The organism is Dyella silvae, from assembly GCF_026421305.1.
GTDB lineage: Bacteria > Pseudomonadota > Gammaproteobacteria > Xanthomonadales > Rhodanobacteraceae > Dyella > Dyella silvae.
In genome coordinates this window covers 774,770-800,164 of the sequence record NZ_JAPJBQ010000001.1, presented here as the reverse complement: position 1 = coordinate 800,164, position 25,395 = coordinate 774,770, and the positions used below count along the sequence as shown (strand labels likewise).

Here is a 25,395-nt window from a genome sequence, read left to right as displayed (position 1 = left end):
GGCTGGTTTGCGCATTCCCGCCATGCGCCTGCTGATTGTCGAAGACTCGCCCGTCCTCGGGCGCGACTTGCGCGAGACGCTGATAAGGGATGGGCATGCCGTCGATCTCGCTGCCGATGGCGCGCAGGCGCTGGCGTTTGCCACGTCGTACGTCTACGACGTGATCGTGCTGGATCTGATGCTGCCCAAGGTCGATGGCTGGTCGGTGCTGCAGCGGGTGAAGCAAGGGGCGGGCGCGCCCGGTGTGCTGGTGCTGTCCGCCCGCGATCAGGTCGCAGACCGTGTCGAAGCGCTGAATCTGGGTGCCGACGACTATCTGGTCAAGCCATTTTCCTACGACGAGTTGTTGGCACGCATTCTTGCCGTATCGAGGCGCAGTAGCGGGCAGGTGCCACTGTTACGCGCAGGCGCCTTGCAGGTGGATCCGCGTGCGCGTCTTGCACGCGTCGATGGGCAGGTACTGGCACTGACCCCGAAGGAATACTCGCTGCTGGAGACCCTGCTCAATCAGCGGGGCACGGTACTCGCACGCGGCACCTTGTTTGAACACCTGTACGACGCACACAGCGAGGCCTCGGACAAGGTGATCGAGGTACTGGTGAGCACATTGCGAGGCAAGCTGGCGCGGGCCGGCTTGCCTGATCTGATCGAAACGCGGCGGGGCTTCGGCTATGTCATCGCTGCGTAACTGGTTGTTCCGCTCCATCCATGGGCGTCTGCTGCTCACGTTGTGTGTCGGTCTGAGCGTGTTGATGGCCGCCATGTTCGTCGGCCTCGATTACAACATCGATAAACGCATCTATCGCCGGCTCGACGAAGATCTGCTGCAGCGCGCCCGCGGTATCGTGGCCTTGCTCGAAACACCGCCCGCCGATGTGGCCATGGCGCGTCTGCAAACGTTGCATCCAGCCTACGCCGGCGGCGGCCACACGGAATTTCTGCAAGTGTGGGATGCGGGCGGCAAGACACTGCTGGTGTCCGGCAGCAATGCGGCCGGGCGACTGACGCCGCCTGGCCAGGTGCCCGCCAACCATCCGCTGTTCTACGACCTGGCCCTGCCGGACAACCACCATGGCCGCGCCGCGGCCTTGCAGTTGTTGTTCCCGGGCACCGATCGGCCCGCCATGATCGCGGTGGCCGAAGAGCGTGAGCATGTCGACCGCTTTGAGCGCGGCGTGCATGTGGCCTTGCTGGGCGGCGTATTGGGCACGGCCTTGTCAGCCGCGCTGCTGGCTATCGTCACAGTGCGCCGGGGCTTGCGCCCCTTGCTGACGTTCGGCGCGGCGGCGCGCCAGCCCAACGAAGCATTGCAGTTGCCGCCACAGCAGTTGCCGCAAGAACTGATTCCGTTTGCCGAGGCGCTCAACGATGCTCTGGCGCAATTGCAGGCGGGCATGGAGCGAGAGCGTCGCTTTTCGCGCGATGTCGCGCACGAATTGCGCACGCCCTTGGCGGAAATGCGTTCGGCGGTGGAGTTGGCGCAGCGGGACTCTGTCTCGCCAGCGAGGCTGGATGGGGTGAATCAGGCCATCGACCGCATGCAGCGTTGCATCGATAGCCTGCTGGCGGTGTCGAGCTACGAGTCGGGCCTTGCCGTGCCCGAACTCGAGCCGATGAATCTGGTGCCGCTGATTCGCCGCGCTGCAAGCGCAGACCCCCGGGTGCAGGCGCAACTCCCGGTCGAAGCCTGGGTGCAGTCCGATCCTGCCTTGCTAGAACGCATCATCGACAATCTGATGCTCAACGCCATGGAGTACGCCCCGGCGGGCGACGCGGTGCAGGTGGTGCTCGCCCGGCAAGCGGGAGCATGGACGCTGCGCATCGGCAATGCCGCACCCGACTTGAACGAAAGCGATCTCGCTCATCTTGGTCAGCGCTTCTGGCGCAAATCGCCCGCGCGCGAGGCCAACCGACATGGCGGGCTAGGTCTGGCATTGGCCGGCACGCTCGCCAATGTGCTGAGCCTGCGCCTGAGCTTTCAACTGAGTGATGGCCTGCTGTGGGCCACGCTCGATGCCATGCCGGATATCGATTCCATCGCGCTGACCGAGATGTGATGCGCGGGTTGCCCGCGACGTGGCGGTTGGAGCCACTAACAAAACTACTGCGCGACCGTCTGGCGGGCGCGTTCGGTGCTCGGAATCCTCATGTACGACCAGTACACTCCGGTTCCTGCGCGCCGCCCACGCCCACCAGCCGGCCGCTCGCTACGTCTTGTTAGCGGCTCTTAGTCGCAGCCGCAAATACCCGAGCATTCTTAAGCAGAGCCAAAGCTCCGTCTTCCGATACTCGCCGCTCATGTGACATGGGAGGCGTTGGAATGCGGCGTTGGCTTGCGGGTTTCAGTTGGTTTGCGCTGGCGTCAGCCACGGCCTTCGCGGCGGAGTCGGCGCCCCCCATACCCGTGGCGGCCGTTACGCGCGTCGAGCGCATGCCGTTGGAGCAGCTGCCCGTCACGGTGCGATTGCCGCTTGAGGGCACCGCAGTGGTCACCACGCCGCTGCCTGGTGTCGTAGTGAGCGTGCTGGTGCGCGAAGGTGATGTCGTCAAACGGGGGCAGCCGCTGGCACGCCTGCAGAGCCGTGATGCGATGACGCTCGGCGCCGATCTCGTCGCGGCGCAGGGCGCGTACAAAGTGGCCGCCGCGCAGGCGGCGCGCGATCAACAATTGCTGACGGAAGGCATCGTGCCGCAGGCGCGGGTGCAGGCCAGTGTGGCCGCGCGCGACGCGGCGGCCGCGCGTTTGCGTGAGCTGGAGGCAGCGCGGGCGTGGGCACCTGCCAGCGGCGCAGGCGCGGGCGTCTACGAACTGCGTGCATCGCAGGAAGGGCGCGTTGTGGAGCGCGCGCTGCAGCCTGGCGCAACGACAGAGGCGCTGGCCAAGGCGTTTGTGCTCACGGCAGGTACCAAGGTACTGCTGGAAATGCGCGTGCCTGCCTCATGGGCGGGCAGCGTGCGGCGCGGACAAGAAGTGCGCACACCCGAAGGCGAAGTCGCGCGGGTCAGTGAAACCGGCGGCGTACTCGATCCGGCGAGTCAGACGGTATTGGTGCGCGCCGAAGGCGAAGCCGGCAGCCTGCTGCCCGGCATGCAAACCAGCGCCACGCTGTGGATGCCAGCGCCGGCCGACGTGGTCTCGGTACCGGCAAACAGTCTGCAAGGCGAGGACGGCGGCGCGCGCGTGTATGTGCGCCATGGTGCGAACTTCCGCGCGGTAGAGGTCGTGTCAATGGCCCGGGATGGCGACGCGCGCCGTATCGTGCGTGGCGCCCTGAAGCCAGGCGACAACATCGCCACCGGTTCGCTTGACGTGCTGCAGGCTCAGGCCGCGACGGAAGGGCGCTGACATGTTGCACCGGCTGATCGCGTTTTCGCTGGCGCAACGCTTGCTCATACTGGTGGCCGCTCTGGGCTTGATCGTCGCGGGCGTGTGGGCGTTTCTGCGGCTGCCCATCGATGCCTATCCCGATATTGCGCCGACGCAGGTCAAGTTGATTCTCAAGGCCCCCGGCATGACGCCGGAAGAGGTCGAGAATCGCGTGGTGGTGCCGCTGGAAATGGAATTGCTCGGCATCCCGAAGGCGGTGATGCTGCGCTCCACTGCCAAGTACGCCATTGCGGATATCACGCTCGATTTCGCGGAAGGCACGGACATCTACTGGGCGCGGCAGCAGGTTTCCGAGCGCTACGCCGGCGTCGCGGGCGATCTGCCGGGCGGCGTTTCCGGCGGATTGGCGCCCATCTCCACGCCGCTCTCGGACATGTTCATGTTTACCATCGAAGGCGGCGGTCTGTCGCTTGCCGAGCGGCGCACCTTGCTCGACTGGACCATCCGCCCCGCGTTGCGCACGATTCCGGGCGTGGCCGATCTCAATGCGTTGGGTGGCGAAGTACACAGTTTTCTTGTGACGCCGAACCGGGCCCAACTTTCTGCGGCGGGACTGCATTTTCGTGACGTGGCGGATGCCATCGAGCGCAACAATCGCAACGACGGCTCAGGGCGTCTTCGTGATGGCGACAGCGCATTGATCGTGCGTGCCGCCGGCGCAATCGCGACGCTGGACGACCTGCGCCAGGTGGTGGTGACTGTGCGCGATGGCGTTGCGGTACGCGTGGGCGACGTAGCCAAGGTCAGCTATGGCGCACTGACACGCTACGGCGCCGTCACGCGCGATGGTGAGGGCGAAGCCGTGGAGGGGCTCGTGGTGGGCCTGCGCGGTGCCGATGCCTCGCAAACCGTTGCGGCTGTACAGCAGCGTCTCACCGAATTGCAGCGCAGCCTGCCTGCAGGCGTGCGCATCGAAACGTTCTATGACCGCAGCAGCCTGATCAAGCGCGCCGTGAGCACCGTGCAGGATGCGCTGGTGGAAGCCAGCGTGCTGGTGGTCATTTTGCTGTTGCTGTTTCTGGGCGACGTGCGGGCTGCCGTGGTGGTGTCGGTGACGTTGCCGCTGGCCGTCCTGTTCACTTTCCTGCTTATGCATGTTGCTGGCATGAGCGCCAACCTGATGAGTCTGGGCGGGCTGGCGATTGCCATTGGCATGCTGGTCGATGCGGCCGTGGTGGTTGTAGAGAACACCGTCAGCCGCCTCGCGCCTCATGCTGGCGACACGGCGGAGCTGCCGAAGCTTTACCGGGTCTACCGCGCGACGCGCGAAGTTGCCGCACCGGTGACGGCCGGCATCGTCATCATCGTTCTGGTCTTCATGCCGCTGCTCAGCTTGCAAGGGCTGGAGGGCAAGCTGTTCGCGCCCGTGGCGATCACGATTGTGTTCGCGCTCGCCGCTTCGCTGTTGCTGTCGCTGACCGTCATCCCGGTGTTGTGCTCGCTCATGCTCCGCGAAAGCGCGCATCGTGATCCGTGGCTGATGCGTCAGATCGAGCGTGGCTATCGCCCGATGCTCGACTGGTCCCTCGCGCACGGCCGCACCATGGGTGTGCTGGCTGCCGTGGGGCTGGTGCTGGGCGCGGCGGCTTACTTCCATACCGGCAAGACCTTCATGCCGACTATGGATGAAGGCGACATGTTGATGCAGCTGGTCAAGCCCGCATCGATTTCGCTCGATGCATCGCGCGATCTGGATCTGAAGATCGAGCGCGCGGTCAAGGCGAAGCTGCCCGAGGTGGAGCACATCGTGGCACGCCTCGGTTCCGACGAGCTCGGCCTTGATCCGATGGGGCTCAACGAAACCGACATGTTCCTCGAGCTCAAGCCTCGCGCACAGTGGCGCAAGCCCAATACGGCATGGCTGGAAGAACAGCTGCGCGATGTGATGAAGGCTTTTCCCGAGGTGGAATTCGGTTTCACCCAGCCGATCCAGATGCGCGTATCGGAGATGCTGACAGGCAGTCGTGGTGATATCGCGGTGAAAGTGTTCGGGCCGGACCTGAGCGTGCTCAACAGTCTCGCGAATCAGGTGGCGTCCATTCTGGAGCGCACGACCGGCAGCCAGGACGTGCTGGCGCAAACGCAGGAGGGCATGCGTTACCTCGGCGTGCAGATTGACCGTCAGGCCGCCGGGCGCTACGGACTCGATGTCAGTGCGGTGCAGGACGAACTGCGCGCACAACTCGAGGGAAGTCAGGCAGGTACCGTGATCGAGCGGCAACGCCGCATTCCGATTGTCGTGCGTGGCGCGGAGCAGATTGCGGCGGCGCCTGAGCTTTTCGGCCAGATCAGCGTCGCGCGTGGCGACGGCGGCGCGGTGCCGCTGGAAAGCCTGGCATCGCTGAAGCCAACCAGCGGCCCCGTGCAGGTGCGCCGCGAGAACGCATCGCGCTTCGCGCTGGTGCAGGCCAACGTGAGCGGACGTGATCTGGTGGGTTTTGTCGATGAGGCGCGCGCCGCCGTAGAACGGGACGTGCATCTTCCGTCGGGATACCGCATCAGCTGGGGCGGGCAGTTTGAAAACCAGCAGCGTGCCGCGGGGCGTCTGGGTCTGGTCGTGCCCATCGCGCTCGGCATGATCTTCCTGGTGTTGTTCTTCACGTTCGGTGCCGTTCGCGAGGCGGTACTGATTCTTTGCAACGTGCCGTTTGCATTGGTGGGTGGCGTGGTGGCGCTGTGGCTGTCTGGGCAATACCTGTCGGTGCCGGCGTCGGTGGGTTTTATCGCGTTGCTGGGCATCGCCGTGCTCAACGGTCTGGTGCTGGTGTCGTTCTTCAATCAGTTGCTCGCCACCGGCATGGCGTTGCCGGAGGTGGTGCGCGAAGGCGCACTGCGCCGCCTGCGTCCGGTGTTGATGACGGCCTCGATTACTGCGCTGGGGCTGGTGCCCTTGCTGTTCGCCAGTGGCCCTGGCTCAGAGGTGCAGCGCCCGCTTGCCGTGGTGGTGATCGGCGGGTTGGTCACGTCGACCGCGCTGACCTTGTTGTTGCTACCCGTGTTGTTCCGGCGCTTCTGCGCCCGCTGAGGACCGAGCCATGCCCACTGAACTCAAGCGCCTGACCCTGGTGGCTCCGCGCAATCTGGAAGAAGAACTGGTGACGATCTTGCTCGGCATGCAGCCGGCGTTGCCCGGATTCACCACCACACCGGTGGCGGGTCATGGCGAAAACTTCGATGGCGCCAGCGTGCACGAGCGCGTGCGTGGCCGCATCGATCGCGTGTTGCTTTGGCTGGTGCTGCCCGCCGATGCGGTGATGCGCGTGGTGACCACGCTTACCGGCACGCTGCCGAACAGCGACGTGGTGTGGTGGATCGAGCCAGTCGAAACCATGGGGAGGCTCGCATGAAGCGTCAGCTTGCTCTCTGGCTGGCACTTGCGTGCATGCCCTCCTGGGCGGACGAGGCGAACGACGCCATGCTGCCTCCGCAGGAGCTGGTGTTGCGTACCATCAGCCAGACGCCCGAAGTGCGCCTTGCCGAGGCCAATCTCGGCCGTGCCGATGCGCAGGCGCGCATGCGGACCACAGGCAGCTATGAGGCGCAGGCCACCGTCATTCCGCAGCGGAGGAAGGTGGAAGGCGACCGCACTTATAACGAATGGGAGCTCGATCTCACGCGCTCCATTCGCCTGCCCAACAAGGCGCGGCTTGATCGGGAGATTGGCGCACGAGGGCAAGAAGCCGCGCAGCTCGGGCTGGAAGATGCCCATCACGCCGCCGCGCGACGACTGCTTGGGGCATGGACGGATTGGCAACGCGCACGGGCGCAACGCTGGCGTCTTGAGCAACTGACCGACATCGCCCGTCGCGACCGCGACGCGGTGGCGCGGCGGGTCACCCTGGGTGACGCCGCCGAGCGCGAGCGCGTGGCCGCCGATGCCGCACTGGCACAAGTACAGGCGTTACTAGTGAGTGCGCAATCCGCGCAGACGCAGGCCGAACTCACCTGGACCAGCCTGTTTCCAACGCTGCCCCTGCCACAGCGCGACCCCGTCGACGATTACTCGCCGCCGGCGCTCGAAGGCGGGGACGCCATGTGGGTCGATCAGATCGTGGCGCGCAGTCATGAGATCGGCGTCAGCGCCGCACTGGCGCGTCAGAAGGATGCGGAAGCACGTCGCGCACGGGCTGATCGCGTACCGGATCCCAGTGTCGGCATACGCGTGCTCAACGACCTTGGTGGACGCGAGCGCGCTTATGGTGTGGTGCTTGGCGTGCCGCTCGGTGGGTCGTACCGGCGCGCGGAGGCCGCCTCGGCGAGTGCGGACGCCATGGCAGCGGAGGCTGATCTCGCCGTGGTGCAGCGTGATATCCAGCGCGAAGCGCGAGCGGAAGTGGCCGCGGCCCGTGCCCACCGCCAGATCTGGATCAGTCAGCGGCAGGCCTTGAGCGCCGCCCGCGACAACGCAGCGAAAGCCGCGCGAGCCTACGCACTGGGCGAAAGCGGCATGGCCGAACTGCTGGCAGCGCGGCGCGTGGAACAGGAGGCATCGCTGGCTGAGCGACAGACGGCCATCGATGCGCTGAATGCGGTGACGCGAGTCCAGGTCGATGCCCATGAGCTCTGGCATCGCCATGATGACGACGAACCACCGGCCACCCGCACGGACTTGCCGCGGCTGCCCGACATGGGCGGCTGATCGCGGCCGACACGGGGTTTTTGGCGCACGTGAACGCGCCCTCAGGCCCGCCAGGCCCTGATGTCCTATCATTCGCCCCATGTCACGCCGCGATATGTACGACGCTCCGGGCCTTTTTGCCGAGTCCGACGAGTTGAAACCCCTGGCCGAACGCATGCGGCCGCGCACCCTCGATGAAATTGTCGGTCAGCAGCGCGTACTCGCGCCCGGCAAGGCGTTGCGGCGGGCGCTGGAGGCCGGGCGCGTTCATTCCATGGTGCTGTGGGGGCCGCCCGGTTGCGGCAAGACCACGCTGGCCCTGCTGGTAGCGCGCTACGCCGATGCCGACTTCCGGGCGATCTCCGCCGTGCTGTCGGGCCTGCCCGAAGTACGCAAGGCACTGGCCGAGGCCGAAGCGAACTTTGCGCAAGGCCGTCGTACCGTGTTGTTTGTCGACGAAGTGCATCGCTTCAACAAAGCGCAGCAGGATGCGTTCCTGCCGCATATCGAGCGCGGCGTCATCATCTTCGTGGGCGCCACCACGGAAAACCCGTCCTTCGAGCTCAATTCCGCGTTGCTCTCGCGCTGCCGCGTGCACGTGCTGGAGGCGGTGACGGTAGACGACATCACCGTGGCGCTGCGGCGCGCACTGGAAGACGGCGAGCGCGGGCTCGGCGGCATGCAGCTGGACATCGCCGATGAATCGCTGCGCCTCATCGCACAGGCTGCCGACGGCGACGTGCGCCGCGGCCTGACCCTGCTGGAAATCGCTGCCGAACTCGCCGAAGACGGCCGCATCGACGAAACCACGCTGACCCAGGTACTGGCCGACCGCACGCGCCGTTTCGACAAGGGCGGCGAGCAGTTCTACGACCAGATCTCGGCACTGCACAAATCGGTGCGCTCGTCCGACCCCGACGCCGCCGTGTACTGGCTGTGCCGCATGCTCGATGGCGGCGTGGACCCGCTCTATCTCGCGCGGCGCATGACCCGCATGGCAGTGGAAGACGTCGGGCTGGCCGAGCCGCGCGCGTGGCGCATGGCGTTGGACGCATGGGATACCTACGAGCGCCTGGGCAGCCCCGAAGGCGAGCTTGGCCTGGCCCAGCTCGCGATATGGCTGGCTATCGCCCCCAAGAGCAATGCGGCCTACAAGGCCTACAACCAGGCCCGCGATCTCGTGCGCAGCACCGGTACGCTCGACGTACCCATGCACCTGCGCAATGCGCCCACCAAACTCATGAAAGGCCTGGGCTACGGCCAGGGCTATCAGTACGACCACGATGCCGAAGGCGGTGTCGCGCTCGATCAACAATGCCTGCCCGAGGCGATCGAGGGCACCGTGTTCTACGAGCCCGTCGAGCGTGGTCTGGAGCTGAAGCTGCGCGAGAAGCTGCTGAGCCTGCGCGAGATGCGCCGCGAAGCGCGCGAGCGGGCAGGGCGCAAGTAGCGGCCCTTGCTGGCTCCACTGTCACAGGCATAGATTCGCTCCACCGACAGCTAAGCGGGGAGTGCAGTCATGCGGGTACTCGTTGCAGCATTGATGGGCGGTATCGTGATGTTTCTCTGGGGCGCCATCGCCCATGTCGCGCTGAGCCTGGGGAACGTGGGTATCCGCCAGCCCGCCAATGAAGACACCGTGCTCAGCACATTGCATCAGGGGCTGGGTGACCGCCCCGGCGTTTACATCCTCCCTTCCGTCGAACCCGCGAAGATGCACGACAAGGCCGTGATGGAAGCCTATGGGGCGAAGGCCAAGGCATCGCCCTACGCCTGGGTGGTCTACCTGCCGCAAGGCGACGACCTCTCCGACATGAGCGGGCAGCTACCGCGCCAATGGGCCTCGGACACGCTCGCCGCGCTCGCACTGGCGTTCGTGATGGGGCTCGCCTCGTTCAGCTTCATCACGCGACTGAGCATTGCCCTGGCCGGCGCGGTGTTCGCGTGGCTCACCAGCGTTGTGCCGTACTGGAACTGGTACCGGTTCCCCACCGACTTCACCGTGGCCGCACTCATCGAGCAACTGGTCGGCTGGCTGCTGGCCGGCGCGGTGATGGCCTGGTGGCTGGGGCGGGATGGGCGGAGAGCATGACGGGAGCGCCCCCGTTTTTGCTCGTCATCCCGGCGCAGGCCGGGATCCAGCGCCTCAGTCTGTCGCCCCGGCACGCCGGGGCCTGAGGCGTCTGAGTGCCCGCCGTTCTTGCGAAGAGACCCTGTGGCGCCCGGCGACAACTGATAACTAAGGCTCTGGATCCCGGCCTGCGCCGGGATGACGGCAGTGGAAACCGAGGCGACCCCATGCGGGGAGCCCACCGCATTGCCCCCCAACCACCCCGGCAGCGATAATCCGGCGTTCTGAGTCATCACCTGGACCCATCATGCTGGACCCCGTATTGCTGCGTTCGCGCCTGGCCGAAACCGCCGGGCGACTCAAGGAGACCCGTGGCTACGTGCTCGACGTGGCTGCCATCGAGGCGCTCGAAAACCAGCGCAAGCAGCTGTCCACGGAAACGCAGGAGCTGCAGAACCTGCGTAATACGCGGTCCAAGGCCATCGGTCAGGCCAAGGCCAAGGGCGAGGACGTCGCGCCGCTGATGGCCGAAGTCGCCGGCATCGGCGACAAGCTCAAGGCCAACGAGCACGCACTTGCCGACGTACAGGCCAGGCTTGCCGACATCGCGCTGGGTCTGCCCAACATCCCCAATGAGTCCGTGCCGGTCGGCCAGGACGAAAACGACAACCTGGAAATCCTGCGCTGGGGCACGCCGCGCACGTTCGACTTCCCGGTCAAAGACCATGTCGACCTGGGCGAGCGTCACGGCTGGCTGGATGGCGAGGCGGGCGCCAAGCTCTCCGGTTCGCGCTTCACCGTCATGCGCGGTCAGCTTGCGCAGCTGCATCGTGCGCTGTCGCAGTTCATGATCGACCTGCACACCAGCCAGCACGGCTATCTGGAATGCAACGTGCCGCTGCTGGTCAATGCCGACAGCATGCAGGGCACCGGCCAGCTGCCCAAGTTCGAAGAAGACCTGTTCTCCACCCAGGTGGGCGACACCAAGCGCTACCTCATTCCCACCGCCGAGGTGTCGCTGACCAACCTGGTGCGCGACACCATTCAAGAAGCGGATGCACTGCCGATGCGCCTCACCGCGCACTCCATGTGCTTCCGCGCCGAAGCCGGCAGCTACGGCCGCGACGTGCGCGGCATGATCCGCCAGCACCAATTTGAAAAAGTCGAAATGGTGCAGCTCGCGCGCCCGGCCGACTCCTACGCGCAGCTCGAAGAAATGGTGGGCCACGCCGAAAAAGTGCTGCAGCTGCTCGGCCTGCCGTACCGCAAAGTGATGCTGTGCACCGGCGACATGGGCTTCTCCGCCGCCAAGACCTACGACCTGGAAGTGTGGCTGCCCAGCCAGAACACGTACCGCGAAATCTCCAGCTGCTCCAACTGCGAAGACTTCCAGGCCCGCCGCATGCAGGCCCGCGTGCGCAACCCGGAAACCGGCAAGCCCGAGCTGCTGCACACGCTCAACGGCTCCGGTCTCGCCGTCGGCCGCACGTTGGTCGCCGTGATGGAGAACTACCAGAACGCCGACGGCTCCATCACCGTGCCCGAAGCGCTGCGCCCGTTCATGCGTGGCCTGGAACAGATCGCCTGAGGCCATCGGCATGAGCACACGCTGGGACAAGGTCGAGCTCACCGCCAGCTACACGCTGCTGGCGATTCTCGCCACGGAGCTGCTGACGCGACTCGGCCTGATCACCATGTTCCCCGTACCCACGGTGGACCTGGTGCTCAGCATCATCGCCACCGTGCTGGTCATCGGCGCCTTCTGGTTCGCCCGGCAAAGCCGCGCGTTGCGCTTCAGCATCATCGGCTTCGCCGCCGCAACGCAGCTGGTGCCCATGGTCATCCGCCAGCCGGTGTTGCTGCTGCCGCTGGTTGGTGCCGCGATTCCCGTGGGCATCATGCTGTGGGCCATGATCGCTTTGTCGAAGAAAGGGCGGGGCATAGCCCCTCATTCCTGATAGGATGACGACCCCAATGGCGAGCTCCTTGCTCGTCATTCCTGCGAAGGCGGGAAGAGCTTCAAAACAGCCGCAAGGCTGGTCATCCAGCGCCTTTCAATGGCTGGAACAACCAAACCCGGAGAGATGGCCGAGCGGTTTAAGGCAGCAGTCTTGAAAACTGCCGTAGGTGTAAGCCTACCGTGGGTTCGAATCCCACTCTCTCCGCCAGATACGCAAAACGCCCCCTAGTGGGGCGTTTTGCGTATCTGGCGGAGAGAGTGGTGTGGACGAACCCACTGGTTCGACGAATTCGTCTGGAACGAATTCGGACAGCCGCAGGCTGGCCCTGTAGCGCGAAGCGCGGAAGGGTTGGGTGCATGGATGCACCCAACAATCCCACTCTCTCCGTCGAGTTCAAAGTGGGTTCTTGATAAGGCGTTTTGTTTTGGAAGAGGGGATGGGGTAGAAAGTGCACTCTGACCCGGGTTTTGCTCGATCATTGGCTATGGAGTGGCGATGAAACTATGGACACTTGCGTGTGCGGCTCTGCTTCTGGCGTCGTCCATATGTGTGGCATCTGCGAAGGAGCCTGATTCGGGCTATCCAATTGCAGTGGAGGCCAGGGGAGTCGAGAGAATCGGAGGCCACCTCAATTTGGACATGCTGGTCTGGAATTGTTCGGACAAGCAGATCAGCGTGGACGGCGTCTATCTGCCTTGGGGTGGATCACTTGGCAGAGGACTCGTTATCTATCACGCCTTCTCTGGCAAAACCTTGGAACAGGTCTATCCGGTCGAGGACTTTCCGGAACAGATCTACACAATTCCTGGCGGAGGGAACGTTGCCGGCAGAATTGCTCTCGATGGCTACTTTCTCGGTCTTGGCAGAATCAAGGATCTCCACGGATTCGTGGTCTTCTGGGTGTATCAGCAGATTGGCAATAGTGGAGCGCCCGTCGGCAAGAAGTTCGGCGGAATGGTCCCGCTGGACTCCGAATTGGCGGATGCGCCGAATGGGAATCCATGCAGGCCAAGGGGCTCGGCATCAGTAGTTCACTGAATGACGCTTGCGACCCAGAGCAAACCTTTGGTCATCGGAGCAATTGCGATGCAGTTGTACGTCATCTACACGGAAGAAGGCATGTTTCTGTCGAAGGATGCGTATTCATCTTGGCGTGAAATCCAGAATGAATATCCAGGGTACAAGACGTCTCTTGGCCCCTGGGAAGCCGAGGCGGTAATCGATTTTCTTGCCGCCGACTACTCGACCATTTTCCCTACTGCAGATGCTCAAGTAAAAGCACTCATTGGTTCGCCAGACGATGTTGCTCCGGTCACATTTTTTGATCAGTAGAGCTTCATTTCGGGAGGTCCACTTCCGACCAAAAGAGGACGCGCGCGTGCGGGGTGCGCTATCGCCGGACAGCAAGTACCGTCTCTGACTACGAGACGCACAAGACGTAAAAAATGGTGGTGCAACTTCCAAGGGAAGAAGGTGAAACCAAATCGCCGGCCGTGGGTGCAGCAACAGATTCACCACTTCAGGTGGGCGAACCTGCGAAGGTGGCACGTGCACCCTGCCATTGGCACCGGTGAAATGCGAAGGTGGATTGCAGGGGTTCCGACAGACACGCCGCCCCTAAGCGTGCGGTCGGCCTACGCATTGAGCCGGCTGTACCGCCTCGAGGGCTACAGCGCGGAGAACACCGTGTTGCTCACTTCAAGCGTGTGCACTGCAAAGAAGCTTGGCTGGGACAGGGTGTGCGACCTCGTCGGCGTACCAGCGGACGAAAGCCAATGGCCAGCCTATCGATTTGAAGGGCAAGCTTCCGTCTCGAAGTATTTCGAGGATATGCTCGACGCTCTGACGCGTCCGTTCTTGGATACCGAGGAGCAGAATGCGCGGTGCGCTAGCGTGTATGACAAGCAATGCCGCGACCACGAAGGCTTTGACTTAGAGCAAGTGTTGGCAGTGGCCGGGTGGCCAAACCCGTTTCCGCTCGAGACTGGTACGCCAAGGATCACCAAATGCAGTTAAGCCCGAACTTCAAGGTCTGGAGTGTTGGCAAGTGAGGGGGTCTATGAGCAATTTGCAGGCCTACTTGAAATCCTATGCCGGGCATGATGGCGGCAACCCCGACGCAAAGGTGTGGGTATGCGGTATTGAACATGGGGGCGGCCCGGATGATGGCGACAAGGCGTTCGACGTCTCTCAGCTCGAACCTGAGTCGGTAATGTCTTATTGGACCCCTCAATTCAAACAAGATCACGAAAAGCCGGGACAGGAATGGAAGTCGTGGCCGTATCATCAAAAAGTGGCCAAGCTCATGACGGCCATTGAGAGTGTGCAAGACGACCCAACGCGGTCGGCGAGCGTTGATGGTTGGCGGAACTACCATCTGAACCACCTATATCAGCCTCAAGGCTCTAGCTTCAAATTGAACCTTCTCCCACTTTCTGTGCGATCGACCAGCGCAGCTGATTGGGCACAAACCTATGGTGGCGTCCCCGAGATTGCCACGCGTAAGAGCTATATTCAGTTATGCAGGGAAGTCCGTTTTCCCGAACTACGATCACTGAAGGAGCGCCATAAGCCTTCGGTCATCATTGGAACCGGCAGGACACTTCGCCGCTTGTTTGCAGAAGCCTTTGGCTACAACACCTCACGCGAAGAGATGAAGTCGATTGTCGACGGAAGTAGAAGCAGGACGTGTTCCATATACCGTGACCAGATCACAACGCTTGTGGTCTCTCCGTTCTTCGACTGGCGAGCGCACAGCATGAATAGCGATGGATTGTTGGAAGGGCTTGGCAAGCTAGTCGCCGAAGAGCTCGCTGCTCGTAAAAGCGGAACAGTCCCGGAATAGGGGCGGAGGTAGTTAAGTCGCGAATTAACCATCTCCGCTCCCTGTTTCGGTGAGCGTCTTGCTTGGTCCTTCCGCAAAGAAGTCATTCGCGTCCATGCCCGCCATGACCTTGGTGTAGCATCGTCATTCGACCGAAGCATTCACCTGACGTGACGCATCGCATCTGGTCCTTCGTTAAGGTGGCACCGGCAACTTGAAGAGAGACCAGCCGTATCTTCTAGCCACCATGATCGTCGATCCGTCATCTCCACAACCGCTTGCCTGTGACGCCATGTGCGCGAACGTGCGCTCCATGGAGGCCCTTAATCGGGACTGCCACTGCGTTGCCGTAGCGCCCGAAGCGATGCATGAGGCGCTGGCGTTGGCTGTCGGCGCTCATGGACTGCCAAGCACGTTTACGGATTCGCACCAGAATCTGTTTGCTGCGTTGCCCGTCTATGTGTCCCGGGAGCACTTGGCGGAGCTGGATCGTGTCGTCGCTGCGGTGCACGCGACGGTGGTGTTGCCTGACTACCAGGCAGCGGTGTTGGCCTGGGCACCGGAGATTGCGCAGTTCGACCCCGGAACACCCGGTGGGATGCTTGGACTGGACTTTCACATCACGCCGGACGGTCCTCGGCTCATCGAGATCAACACCAATCCCGGTGGCGCACTGCTGAACGCACTTGTCGGCCAGGCATTGCACTCATGCATGCCCGATATCGTTACCTCCCCGACTGATATGGAGGAGGCGGAGGAACACGTTCTGCAGGTAATGCGGCAGGAGTGGATGCATCAGGCCGGTAGCCGGCCGCTCGTCTCGGTCGCTATCGTCGATGAGGCCCCTGCGACCCAGTACCTCTATCCCGAATTCCTGCTGTTCCGCGAGCTTTTCATGCGCCACGGAATCGACGCTACGATCTGCGATCCCGCAGAGCTTGAGCGTCGGCATGGTCGCCTGTGGGTCCACGGCAAGGCGGTGGACATGATCTACAACCGTCTGACCGATTTTCCCTTGGCCGCATCCACGCACGAAACGATCCGTGCGAGCTATCTGGCCGGCGAGGTCGTAGTAACGCCTCACCCGCGAGCACATGCGCTGTATGCCGACAAACGAAATCTCGCTCTGCTGGGTGATCGGGAATTTCTGAGCCGTGCCGGGGCCACCCTCGACGTCATCGATACGCTGACCTCCGCGGTACCCACAACCACGCTGGTGACGATCGAGAACCGCGACGAACTTTGGCGTCAGCGCCGCAGACTATTTTTCAAGCCCGCCGCAGGCTTCGGTAGCAAGGCAAGCTACCGCGGCGACAAACTGACCCGGCGCGTGTGGGAAGACATCGGCGTAAGTGCGTACATCGCCCAAGAGCTAGTGCCACCCAGCGAGCGGCATACCCGCGGTGACAACGGACCTCTGAAATCCGATATCCGGGTCTACGCCTATCAAGGGCAGCCCTTGCTGTACGCAGCACGCTTGTATCAGGGGCAGACCACCAATTTCAGAACGCCGGGCGGAGGTTTTGCGCCCGTGCTCACGTCGACGGAGTAGTGCGTGACGCAATAAAAGGGGGGGCATCTTAGAGCGGAAAAAGGGGGCGGAGGTAGTAAAATCGGGAATTAACTACCTCCGTCCCCTTTTCGCGGTTTTGTTTTAGGGGGCGGGGTGGAGTAGAAAGTGCACTCTGACTCGGGTTTTGATCTCATCAGCCTCGGTCATCAAGTTCTATGAGAATGAGTGTTCGTTAGTTTCTCGGCCGTAGATGGCTATCAAACGTTGCCTACCCTTTAGGCCATTCGTCTGACTTGCCTCTGGGCGAGGCATCATCGTTCAATCTTCATTTGATGTGAAAAAGACCGTAGTGCTGCTCGATACAGGGGAGAGCAACCAATGGCACTCTACAAGTACGGAGCCCGGCTGGAATTAATCAATGATCCAGCCTTTGATGCGAATCACACTCCCGGCACCGCTGCGCCGCATCCCGGCATCTACCGCTGCACCAACTGTGGCGACGAGATTGCAATTGCGGGCGGACACATTCTTCCGCCGCAGAACCATCGCCAACACAATCCGTTGAACGGCCCCATTAACTGGCAGCTCTTGGTATATCCAGTACAGCGATAGTCGCCTTGGATTGAGTGCTTGTCAGTTCGATGAAAAAGCAAGGAGCAGTTGCATATGGAGACGTACCACAATCCTGACCGCTTCATGTCGGATCTTCGACAGGTGATTTCGCAGGGACGGAAGCGCATAGGCTTGCTTGTCGGCGCAGGTGCGCCGATGGCAATCCGCGTGAACGAGAAGGGGGAACTGGACCAAAACGGCAAATCATTGATGCCAGGCGTAGACGACCTGACGGAACTGGCCACTGCCGACGTGCCCGCGAATCTAAAACCTGCAATTGAAGCCATCAAGCAGGAACTCGGCGCTGGAGCAAACGTTGAGTCAATATTGTCTCGTGTGCGTCTACTCCATCAGGCACTGGGTGGAGTGCAGGTCCACGGTCTCGATAGCAACGGATTTAAGGGGCTCGCTAACGAAATCTGTAGTCGTATCGGCAAAGTAGTCGGCGTCGCCTTGCCAAAACAGCGAAATGCGTACTCCGAACTCGTGTCATGGATAGGTGGCGCCGTTCGAACGCACGCGGTCGAGGTGTTTACGACCAACTATGACCTCCTGTTCGAAGAGGCGTTTGAGCGGGCGAGGCTTCCGTATTTCGATGGATTCTCGGGCGGGAGTACGCCTTTCTTCGACCCAGTGTCCGTGGCAAGTGATGACTTACCCCCACGTTGGACAAGGTTGTGGAAACTCCATGGTTCATTGGGATGGGGTGTCGAAGATGGCATGGTGGTTCGCGGTAAGGGGAAAGACGCCGCCGAACTTGTGTACCCGGACCATCTCAAGTACGACCTGACCCAAAAACAGCCTTATTCGGCTCTGTTTGAGAGGCTCAAGAACTTTTTGCTGACGCCAGACTCGCTCTTGTTGGCTGTTGGATTTTCATTTCGGGATGCGCACATTTGTGCCGTTCTAGACGAAAGCCTGGCGATGAATGCCAATAGCGCGGTGCTTGCTTTCCAGTATCAAAGTCTTGAGAAAGAGGCGCCAGCAGTCAAACTCGCAGGCGACCGACCTAACCTGAGCGTCTATGCTTCCGATGGTGCGGTCATTGGTGGTGTTCACGGGAAATGGGTGCCGGGTGAACTACCAAAGAACTGGGAGAGCATCCGACGCAGTTTCTGGGGGCGACGAAAGCACGACCTGCCTCCTGTGTTCCTGCTGGGAGACTTTGTGGAATTTGCGCGGTTCTGCGCGCTAGCTCAGGCGACTGACTTAGCAAACACAAAGGCATCGACCAATGGCGTTGGTAATGACAGTTCGGAGGGCGATGGCGGGCAACATCCCGTCGCTCTTGAACCGACAGCGGGCGCCGGCTAATGACCGGGAGCGACCCTACTTTTCTCGGTGTGGTGAGCGCAGTCACTGGCGCGACGCTTACTATCAAGTTGGCCGAATCCTTGGATTCGGGCCTTGCCGTCATCAAGGGACATACCTATCGGGTTGGCCAAGTCGGCAGTTTCGTTCGTATACCGCAGGGGTACCAGGATTTATTCGGCATTGTTTCTGAGGTTGGCGCGACCGCAGCCCCGGAAACATCTGCAGCACAGGGCATTGATTCAGGCCGCTGGATGAAGGTTCAACTGGCGGGCGAGGCTATCGGGGGAATGTTCGAGCGTGGGTTGAGCCAGCACCCCAACATCAACGACTCCGTCCATTTGGTGACCGAATCGGACTTGCGCCGCATTTATGGCGCCGGCGGCGATGACCAGGTGGTAATAGGAAGTCTGGCGAGCGCCGAGAACGTCACCGTTCGGCTATCGCTAGACGCTTTGGTCACGCGGCACTCAGCCATTCTTGGCTCAACCGGAGCGGGTAAGTCAACGACGGTAGCGAGTCTCCTCCGCTCTATCGTCCGAAACGGTGAGTCCAACGGTTCACCCGCAGCGCGAATCCTCATGCTGGATATCCACGGCGAATACACCAAGGCTCTGGGCGATTTGGCAAGGGTATTTAGCGCGACGCCGGCCCCCGGGGAGGAGCCGCTATTTGTGCCCTACTGGGCCCTGGAGGCTAGGGAGTTGCTGGATTTCACAGTAGGGGGACTGTCAGACGCGCACGAGATTGCCTTCACGGACAAGATTTTTGAGTTGAAGGCAAAGAGCCTTGCGGCGCAGCCGCTGGCAGGCCTTGACCCGAAGTCATTGACGGTAGACAGCCCAGTCCCGTTTAGTCTGAAACAACTTTGGTACGAACTAATTGATTTCGAAACAATGACGTTTACTGGGCCTCAGCGAGATGTTCCTGCTCGTGAAGACTCTGGGAGCGCCGATACGCTCGCTGCTCCTCGATATACACCTCATGCGATGGGTGCCGTTGGCCCATTCATGAATAGCGCTGCCAAGGGAATACGGCGGCCATTGAACTTGCTCCGTTCGAGGCTATTGGACCGCCGATACGATTTTGCGTTGCATCCGGGTGAATGGGAGCCTGCGCTAGATGGAAGCGTCCATTCCGATTTGGACAAACTCTTGCGGGGTTGGCTCGGGCATGACCGCCAAATCACCATTCTGGATTTGTCAGGCGTACCAAGTTCGGTGCTCACTCAACTGATCGGTTCGATTCTCCGGGTCGTGTATGAGGCTCTTTTCTGGAGCAGAGAAAAGTCCGAGGGGGGCGTGCAGCGGCCATTACTGGTCGTCATGGAAGAAGCACACCGATATCTCGGCCCGGATGCGGGCACCGATGCCGTTGAGGTGGTTAAACGTATCGCCAAGGAGGGTCGCAAATACGGCGTTGGTGCCATGGTCGTATCCCAGCGCCCAGCCGAAGTGGACGAAACCGTGCTCTCACAATGTGGAACGGTCATTGCGTTGCGGCTTTCCAATCCAGTGGACCGAAGCCGGGTGAAAGGGACGCTTCCAGATAACTTGGCTGGGCTCATGGATCTCCTGCCAGTACTGCGCACGGGAGAGGCCATCATCACTGGCGAAGCGGCGAGACTCCCCGTTCGTTGTCGGATAACACTGCCGGGTGCGGAACATCTTCCCCGAAGCTCCGACCCTCAAGTGACTGAGGCATGGGCCGTCCGGCGAGTGGCAGAGGGCTATGACCGCGTTGTGGCGTCCTGGCGTAGTCAGAGTACGACGGCGGTCGTCAACGAGGTCAACATTCAACGTTCGCCCGTTGCGGACGAAGAGGCATAGGAAGGGGAGCGGCATGATCCGAGAACCGGTGGCTTCGTCAAATATTTCATCGGTGGGCTATGACGCGCCCTCCGAAACTCTGGAAGTCGAGTTTTCAAACGGCACTGTGTATCAGTTCTACAACATCTCCCAAGGAACTTATGACGAGTTCCTCGCCGCGTCTTCCAAAGGGCAGTTCTTCAATGTCTACATTAAGAACGCCTACCCGTATTCCAGGGTCGGCTGACGACAAAGAACGGGGTCAGGTTCACTTCTGCCTTTTAGAAAGTGAGCCTGACCCCGCTATTTCCAGTCAATATCGAACGGCCGCCTCAATCAAGCATCGCGCCCGTGCGTTGCAATCTGCCACGTATTCCCCCACGCATCTCTCACCATGGCCCGCCTATCGCCGTATGGCGTGTCCGTCGGCACTTCGAGTGAAATTGCATTTGCGGCCATCGCGCGTTGATAGGTCGCGTCTGCATCCTCAACGTAGACATACAGAAACGCCGGCATGGTTTCGCGCATGCCGCCACCATCGCTGATCATCACGACGGAATCGCCGATTCTTATTTCGGCAGGTCGCCCGGGATGGAGTCCTCCCTGCGCCTGAAAGACTGCCTTGATGAAGGCAATGAGGCGTTCCGGATCTCGCGCGACGATTCGGGGTGTAACGGTGTGCCATCCGTCTGGCTGAAACTTGGTCATGTCGCATGCCCTCAGTTCAAACACCGGGGAGCATTGTGTGCCGGTCGCTGGCCGTTCGCAAAGGAGAGCCGGGAACGGGGTCAGGTTGCGATGGCCCGGCTTTTTCGAGCACGTTAATTAAGCACGCATCACCTCTTTGTCCACCGAAGTCCCCGATGTCACGGGCGGTTTCATGAGGCACCTTAACCCACGGTCCCGAATTCGCGTCCGCGTCTTTCCCGTTCCAGGTCGCACTGCACTTGCAGCAGCATCCAGTAGAGCGCGCTGGTGTTGAGTACCACGGCGAGGCGAAGGGCGACATTGGCGCACATGGGTACCTCGCCGAGCACGAGCCGACGCAGGCGTGGCGCTCTGATCCCCGTGCGGCGGGCGAGGGCGGAGAGGGTCATGGCTCGGGGCAGCATGTAGTCGTCCCGCAGCACTTCGCCCGGTGTGCGTGGGCGCCATGAAGGGTCCACCCGCAGATGCGGGTCGGGGCGAATCAGGTTCATCGGATTTTCCGGTCAGGCACGGCAAGGCGACGCATCAGGGATGACATCGATGCGTGTCGGGGAATGTCCTGCGACTGTGTGCGTGATCGCCCAGGTGTGGCGCATCGATGGAGATCGACGCGCCACGGGGAACGATCACAGGACGGGGCTAAGCGTTCACTCTCAACGCCTCACCGTACCCATCCACCAGACGTTCAAGGCACTGGATAGCGGTGGCCACTGCAATGGCCACGGAGGCCGAAAGCGGCCATTCCAACGACTTGTGGGGAAACCCCTGGGCGTGGGCGTGCAGGCACTGCTCGTGATCGATGCGTAGCCGCGTCAGGGCATACGCGGCCAGCGCGAGGTCTTCGCGGGTGTACACGAGCGAGGAGGGGAGTGCCGACGCCGACCCCGTGAGGGTGTCGGGTGGAGGAGTGTGGGTGCTGCCGGCGGGAACGGGCAGGCGTGCGCGTGCCGTATGATCGTGGGTAGCCAAGATCAACTCCTAACGTTGGTTTTGGTCAGCGGGTCGTGAGTGCTCGTTACACTCACGGCCCGCGCTTCATGACATCACTGCCATGGTCACTCGCGGCAACCGGTTCACAGACACCGCGAGCGACCCCTCGAGAGTACTCAGGACGGCTACCGCCCGCTGTAGGGATTTGCCCCGACGCGCCCCCCTGTGGCGGCCACCATCAGCGTCAGGTGGCAGGCAGCAGCGGGATGGGTCCTGCGTTGAAGTCGGCAGATTCACTGATATCGCGCCAACGCTCAGCCTCGCTGGAGCGATGACCCTCAACCATTGCGTAGTAGTCACGAGCGCTGGTGCCGATGAGCAGATGCGCGGGCACCTGCTCGGCGTCAGCAAGGCGAAGCATGATTTGCGCGATGCGCGCGGGATCGATGGGTTCGTTACCCCACAGGCCTTCCATGGACTTGATGGCAGCCCCGACAGACGGCTCATAGTCCGGCATGACCGCCGGCCGCTGCTGCGTCGCACGCGTGCCCCAGTTGGTTCGAATGGCCGCGGGCTCCAGTGCAACCACCTTGACGCCGAAGGGTGCAGTCTCCTGCGCCAGACTCTCCGTGAACCCACTGACCGCCCATTTCGCCGCGTGATACGACGCCGAGCCGGCGGTGGCAAGGCGCCCACCCACGGAGGAGATCTGCATGATGGTTCCGCTGCGCTGCGTGCGCATGATCGGCAGCGCGGCGCGAGTCAGATTGACGACACCATAAAAGACGGTATCGACCAGTGTCTTGAAATCAGACGAGCTGGTTTCTTCAAAAGGTCGAACGTCGCCGTAGCCGGCGTTGTTCACCAGCACATCAAGACGTCCAAAACGCTCAACCGCCAAGGCGACGGCCGCCTGCGCCTGGGCTTCATTCGTAACGTCGAGCTGCGTGGTAAGGATGTTGTCGCCGTATTGCGCGCACAGCTCCCCGAGCGGGCCCGTGTTTCGCGCGGTAGCGAGAACCTTGTGGCCGGCCGCGCAAGCTGCCTCGACGATGTCACGACCCAAGCCGCTTGCGCTTCCTGTTACTAACCAAACTTTCGACATGAAATACTCCTATAACAACTGACTAGGCAGTCATTTAATGATGTTTAAAAAAAGCCATTAGCTAATGGCTTTCCAGAGGGTCTCGAAGCCTGCTTCGCGATAGTTAGCCGCTTGTTTGGGCTCGCGTATCATGAAATCCATGGTGGTGGTCGCCGTGGCTTCGACGATGGCACCAACAAAAGCCAAACTCCTGTTTTTCAAAACGCCTTGATGCCGAACTTGATCAATGACGCCTAGCGTCGGCGAGGCAGCCTTCAAGGCGTGCTCTCGTGACGCCGCAGAGATCTCATCCGAAACCATTAGCTGTGCCAGGACTCGTCGTTTTTCAGGAAAAGCGACGCCCCAGTTGGTCCATTGGGTCCAGATATGGTGGAGCTGCTTTTTGGGGTCTTTCTTTGGCAGCTGGAACAACACCGCGGAAACCAGTTCAAGTTTCAACTCCTGGTAGAGCTGGTTGATCAGATCATTCTTGGTCTCGAAATAAGTGAATACCGATCCGCTTGGGACCCCCGCCTCCTTGGCGATACTTGCCGTTGCCGCCCCTAGCCCCTCACTGGCAATGAGGGTGGTAGCCGCCGACAGAATGGCCTGACGTCGATCTTCACTTTTCGCGCGTGCCATGGCTCGTTGGGTTTCAGGCTATAAATGAGTGAGTAGTCATTTATACGCCCGGCGGAACCGCTCGTCAACAGATGGGCATCGCCGTGTATGGGCCGTATTTGCAGGGGCCCTTGCTGGGGTGGTCCAGAACGGGATCGGGTTCACTTCTACTGCGAGAAGGCGAATCCGACACTTCTTTCACGGCTTCTGGGGCCATCAGCATGGCTCGCGTGATGGTTATGTAACCCCTGACAGGGCGAAACGCTCTCCGTTGCCTTGACGGATATCTGCTAGAAATGTCCGCCTTCGGCCCCTAGCGATAGATGGCCATCACCCCATCAAGGCATGCAGGCATATGAAAGCCCTGGATCTCGATGCAGTCAAAGCGTTCGTCTTTGTCGTGGACCTGCAGAGCTTCACGCGCGCGGCGGAGGCGCTCGGTAGCACCCAGTCCGCGATAAGCCTGAAGTTGCGGCGGCTGGAGGATCACCTGGGCCGGCGGTTGCTGGAGCGTACGCCGAGGCAGGTGCGTCTTTCGGCGGAAGGGGCCGTATTTCTGGAGGCGGCGCGTTCGCTCGTGGGTGCGCATGAGCGTGCGGTTTCTTCCTTCCTCATTGAGCAGCGGCGGTTGACCATTGGCATCAGTCATCAGCTGGTCGGCAGTGAATTGCCGGCGCTGTTGCGCCGGATGAACGAGCACGATCCTCAACTGCTTATCGAGATGCGCGTGGCGGGTTCGCGCGAGGTCATGCAGGCCTACGAGGAAGGCACGCTCGATGCGGCATTGGTGATTCAGCCGGAAAATCGTCGCCATCAAGGCGAGACGATTTTTACTGAAAACTTTGCATGGATCGGTGCTGCCGATTGGATGCCGGGTGCGGGGCAGCCGCTGCCGCTGGCGACGCAGGGCGAGTCTTGCAGTATTCGCGCGGCGGCCGTGCAGGCGCTCGATGAGGCGGGCATTGGCTGGACCGAGGTGTTTATCGGCAAGGGCGCAGCCGTGGTAGGCGCGGCTGCCGCTGCCGGGCTTGCGATTGCGGTGATTGCCCGGCGCACAGCGCCGGGCGGTACCGTCGATATGGGAGCGCTGTTGTCCTTGCCCGCCTTGCCGCGGCAGGAGGTCGTGCTGTATTCGGCGCTGAACGATCGCCGTTCGCGTCAGGCACTCAACACGCTGGCTGCGGCGTTCAAAAGTCTTTCCGCGGCCTGAGGCGAGCTGTCGAACTTAGTTCACGCGTTGCCAGACCACTTCGCCGTGCGCACCTTCCGAGGCGCCGCTGCTGGGTTTGGCGACAATGTAGGTGAGCTGGTTGTCGTTGAGCGTGTAGCTGGTCTTTCCATCGCGGCCGTTCCAGTTGGGGAAAGAGGCTTGGTCGATATGCGTCGCGAGCTGGTTGTTCTGAATGTTGACGGTGCCGAAGTGCGCGTTGCTGTCCAGTGACGCCGCGCGATATTCCTCGGGCGTGCCTTTCGATTTGTCACCGGCAGCGAAGGGCGTGCGCTGCGCTCGAGCGATCTGCATCAGGTAATGACCACGGGCATCGATCATCCACAGGCCCTGCGGGTGCGGCCCATAGAGTTCAATGCGGTGCCCGTCGGGGTAGACATTGTCGCAACGCACGAGCGTCCATGTGCCGACCAACCATGCGGGCACCTGCGGGTTGTCGGTCTTGGTTGCCATGTCGGCGCGTGCTTGTTCTTTTTCCTGCGGCGAGGTTGCCGCCGGAGCAACGGATACCGCCAATGCGAGCGCACATGCGCCCAACACGAAGAGTTGCTTACGGGGATGCATGGGGATTCCTCTTTAGGCACAACGTGCGTGAGCAGCCTATTCGCGCGGAAGGGCTGGCAAAAGAGGGCAGAGCGCTATTTCAGTGATTGCGATTCGACATGATGCATGGGCGTATGAAAAACCCCGCCGAAGCGGGGTTTTTGTTTCACTGATC

The 25,395-nt window shown here is 61.7% G+C and carries 25 protein-coding genes, 1 tRNA gene and 1 other RNA gene; 21 read left to right on the top strand and 6 right to left on the bottom strand.

The window, feature by feature from the left end; translation table 11 throughout:
- Nucleotides 1-22: 22 nt before the first annotated feature.
- From OQE56_RS03665 to OQE56_RS03570, 20 genes are all read left to right on the top strand, one after another.
- Nucleotides 23-688 (top strand): response regulator transcription factor, encoded by a 666-nt coding sequence (locus tag OQE56_RS03665; protein WP_267221632.1) that lies wholly within the window; start codon nucleotides 23-25, stop codon nucleotides 686-688.
- The gene (locus OQE56_RS03660; RefSeq protein ID WP_267221630.1) at nucleotides 672-2,057 is read left to right on the top strand and encodes a sensor histidine kinase; all 1,386 of its coding nucleotides are present in this window, start codon (nucleotides 672-674) and stop codon (nucleotides 2,055-2,057) included. The genes OQE56_RS03665 and OQE56_RS03660 overlap by 17 nt, the downstream gene beginning before the upstream one ends.
- A gap of 90 nt (nucleotides 2,058-2,147) precedes the next feature.
- A non-coding RNA gene (locus tag OQE56_RS03655) (sX9 sRNA) lies at nucleotides 2,148-2,223 on the top strand.
- A gap of 97 nt (nucleotides 2,224-2,320) precedes the next feature.
- Nucleotides 2,321-3,346, top strand: coding sequence for an efflux RND transporter periplasmic adaptor subunit (locus OQE56_RS03650; RefSeq protein WP_267221627.1), 1,026 nt, complete (start codon nucleotides 2,321-2,323; stop codon nucleotides 3,344-3,346).
- Nucleotide 3,347: 1 nt separating this feature from the next.
- Nucleotides 3,348-6,413 carry an efflux RND transporter permease subunit gene (locus OQE56_RS03645; protein ID WP_267221625.1) on the top strand — a complete coding sequence of 1,022 codons (3,066 nt, stop codon included), beginning with the start codon at nucleotides 3,348-3,350 and terminating at the stop codon, nucleotides 6,411-6,413.
- 10 nt (nucleotides 6,414-6,423) lie between these two features.
- A complete protein-coding gene (locus tag OQE56_RS03640) occupies nucleotides 6,424-6,735 on the top strand; it encodes a DUF3240 family protein (RefSeq protein ID WP_267221624.1) in 312 nt (103 codons plus the stop codon).
- Entirely contained in the window at nucleotides 6,732-8,027 is a 1,296-nt protein-coding gene (locus OQE56_RS03635) for a TolC family protein (protein ID WP_267221622.1), read from the top strand. The genes OQE56_RS03640 and OQE56_RS03635 overlap by 4 nt, the downstream gene beginning before the upstream one ends.
- A 79-nt stretch (nucleotides 8,028-8,106) precedes the next feature.
- Nucleotides 8,107-9,456: a replication-associated recombination protein A gene (locus tag OQE56_RS03630; RefSeq protein WP_267221621.1), complete on the top strand. Its 1,350-nt coding sequence runs from the start codon at nucleotides 8,107-8,109 to the stop codon at nucleotides 9,454-9,456.
- A gap of 69 nt (nucleotides 9,457-9,525) precedes the next feature.
- Nucleotides 9,526-10,098, top strand: coding sequence for a hypothetical protein (locus tag OQE56_RS03625; protein WP_267221619.1), 573 nt, complete (start codon nucleotides 9,526-9,528; stop codon nucleotides 10,096-10,098).
- 286 nt (nucleotides 10,099-10,384) lie between these two features.
- Nucleotides 10,385-11,665 (top strand): serine--tRNA ligase, encoded by a 1,281-nt coding sequence (gene serS / locus OQE56_RS03620; protein ID WP_267221617.1) that lies wholly within the window; start codon nucleotides 10,385-10,387, stop codon nucleotides 11,663-11,665.
- 10 nt (nucleotides 11,666-11,675) lie between these two features.
- Complete coding sequence (locus OQE56_RS03615) at nucleotides 11,676-12,035, top strand: LrgA (RefSeq protein ID WP_267221614.1); 360 nt, start codon at nucleotides 11,676-11,678, stop codon at nucleotides 12,033-12,035.
- A gap of 120 nt (nucleotides 12,036-12,155) precedes the next feature.
- Nucleotides 12,156-12,245: transfer RNA gene (locus OQE56_RS03610), tRNA-Ser, on the top strand.
- Between the two features lie 288 nt (nucleotides 12,246-12,533).
- Nucleotides 12,534-13,076: a hypothetical protein gene (locus OQE56_RS03605; protein ID WP_267221612.1), complete on the top strand. Its 543-nt coding sequence runs from the start codon at nucleotides 12,534-12,536 to the stop codon at nucleotides 13,074-13,076.
- On the top strand, nucleotides 13,077-13,370 hold the full coding sequence (locus tag OQE56_RS03600; protein ID WP_267221610.1) for a hypothetical protein: 294 nt from the start codon (nucleotides 13,077-13,079) through the stop codon (nucleotides 13,368-13,370).
- Nucleotides 13,371-14,097: 727 nt separating this feature from the next.
- A complete protein-coding gene (locus OQE56_RS03595) occupies nucleotides 14,098-14,883 on the top strand; it encodes a hypothetical protein (RefSeq protein WP_267221608.1) in 786 nt (261 codons plus the stop codon).
- 226 nt (nucleotides 14,884-15,109) lie between these two features.
- The gene (locus tag OQE56_RS03590; RefSeq protein ID WP_267221606.1) at nucleotides 15,110-16,414 is read left to right on the top strand and encodes a hypothetical protein; all 1,305 of its coding nucleotides are present in this window, start codon (nucleotides 15,110-15,112) and stop codon (nucleotides 16,412-16,414) included.
- Between the two features lie 339 nt (nucleotides 16,415-16,753).
- The gene (locus OQE56_RS03585; RefSeq protein WP_267221605.1) at nucleotides 16,754-16,987 is read left to right on the top strand and encodes a hypothetical protein; all 234 of its coding nucleotides are present in this window, start codon (nucleotides 16,754-16,756) and stop codon (nucleotides 16,985-16,987) included.
- A gap of 54 nt (nucleotides 16,988-17,041) precedes the next feature.
- Nucleotides 17,042-18,301 (top strand): SIR2 family NAD-dependent protein deacylase, encoded by a 1,260-nt coding sequence (locus tag OQE56_RS03580; protein WP_267221603.1) that lies wholly within the window; start codon nucleotides 17,042-17,044, stop codon nucleotides 18,299-18,301.
- Nucleotides 18,301-20,127, top strand: coding sequence for an ATP-binding protein (locus tag OQE56_RS03575; RefSeq protein ID WP_267221602.1), 1,827 nt, complete (start codon nucleotides 18,301-18,303; stop codon nucleotides 20,125-20,127). Before OQE56_RS03580 ends, OQE56_RS03575 begins: the two co-directional genes overlap by 1 nt.
- 13 nt (nucleotides 20,128-20,140) lie before the next feature.
- Complete coding sequence (locus OQE56_RS03570) at nucleotides 20,141-20,353, top strand: KTSC domain-containing protein (protein WP_267221601.1); 213 nt, start codon at nucleotides 20,141-20,143, stop codon at nucleotides 20,351-20,353.
- Nucleotides 20,354-20,442: 89 nt separating this feature from the next.
- Here the strand turns inward: OQE56_RS03570 and OQE56_RS03565 are convergent, their stop codons facing one another.
- The 5 genes from OQE56_RS03565 to OQE56_RS03545 form a co-directional block, all read right to left on the bottom strand.
- Entirely contained in the window at nucleotides 20,443-20,814 is a 372-nt protein-coding gene (locus OQE56_RS03565) for a VOC family protein (protein ID WP_267221599.1), read from the bottom strand.
- Nucleotides 20,815-20,996: 182 nt separating this feature from the next.
- Nucleotides 20,997-21,305 carry a HigA family addiction module antitoxin gene (locus tag OQE56_RS03560; RefSeq protein ID WP_267221597.1) on the bottom strand — a complete coding sequence of 103 codons (309 nt, stop codon included), beginning with the start codon at nucleotides 21,303-21,305 and terminating at the stop codon, nucleotides 20,997-20,999.
- Between the two features lie 148 nt (nucleotides 21,306-21,453).
- Complete coding sequence (locus tag OQE56_RS03555; RefSeq protein WP_267221596.1) at nucleotides 21,454-21,783, bottom strand: hypothetical protein; 330 nt, start codon at nucleotides 21,781-21,783, stop codon at nucleotides 21,454-21,456.
- A gap of 205 nt (nucleotides 21,784-21,988) precedes the next feature.
- Nucleotides 21,989-22,849: an SDR family NAD(P)-dependent oxidoreductase gene (locus OQE56_RS03550; RefSeq protein ID WP_267221594.1), complete on the bottom strand. Its 861-nt coding sequence runs from the start codon at nucleotides 22,847-22,849 to the stop codon at nucleotides 21,989-21,991.
- Nucleotides 22,850-22,906: 57 nt separating this feature from the next.
- Complete coding sequence (locus tag OQE56_RS03545) at nucleotides 22,907-23,470, bottom strand: TetR/AcrR family transcriptional regulator (RefSeq protein ID WP_267221592.1); 564 nt, start codon at nucleotides 23,468-23,470, stop codon at nucleotides 22,907-22,909.
- Between the two features lie 334 nt (nucleotides 23,471-23,804).
- Between OQE56_RS03545 and OQE56_RS03540 the strand changes: the two genes are divergently transcribed.
- Nucleotides 23,805-24,659 carry a LysR family transcriptional regulator gene (locus OQE56_RS03540; protein WP_267221590.1) on the top strand — a complete coding sequence of 285 codons (855 nt, stop codon included), beginning with the start codon at nucleotides 23,805-23,807 and terminating at the stop codon, nucleotides 24,657-24,659.
- A 15-nt stretch (nucleotides 24,660-24,674) separates the two neighbouring features.
- Here OQE56_RS03540 and OQE56_RS03535 read toward each other — a convergent pair whose 3' ends face one another.
- Nucleotides 24,675-25,241: a lipocalin-like domain-containing protein gene (locus tag OQE56_RS03535; RefSeq protein WP_267221588.1), complete on the bottom strand. Its 567-nt coding sequence runs from the start codon at nucleotides 25,239-25,241 to the stop codon at nucleotides 24,675-24,677.
- Nucleotides 25,242-25,395 lie beyond the last annotated feature (154 nt).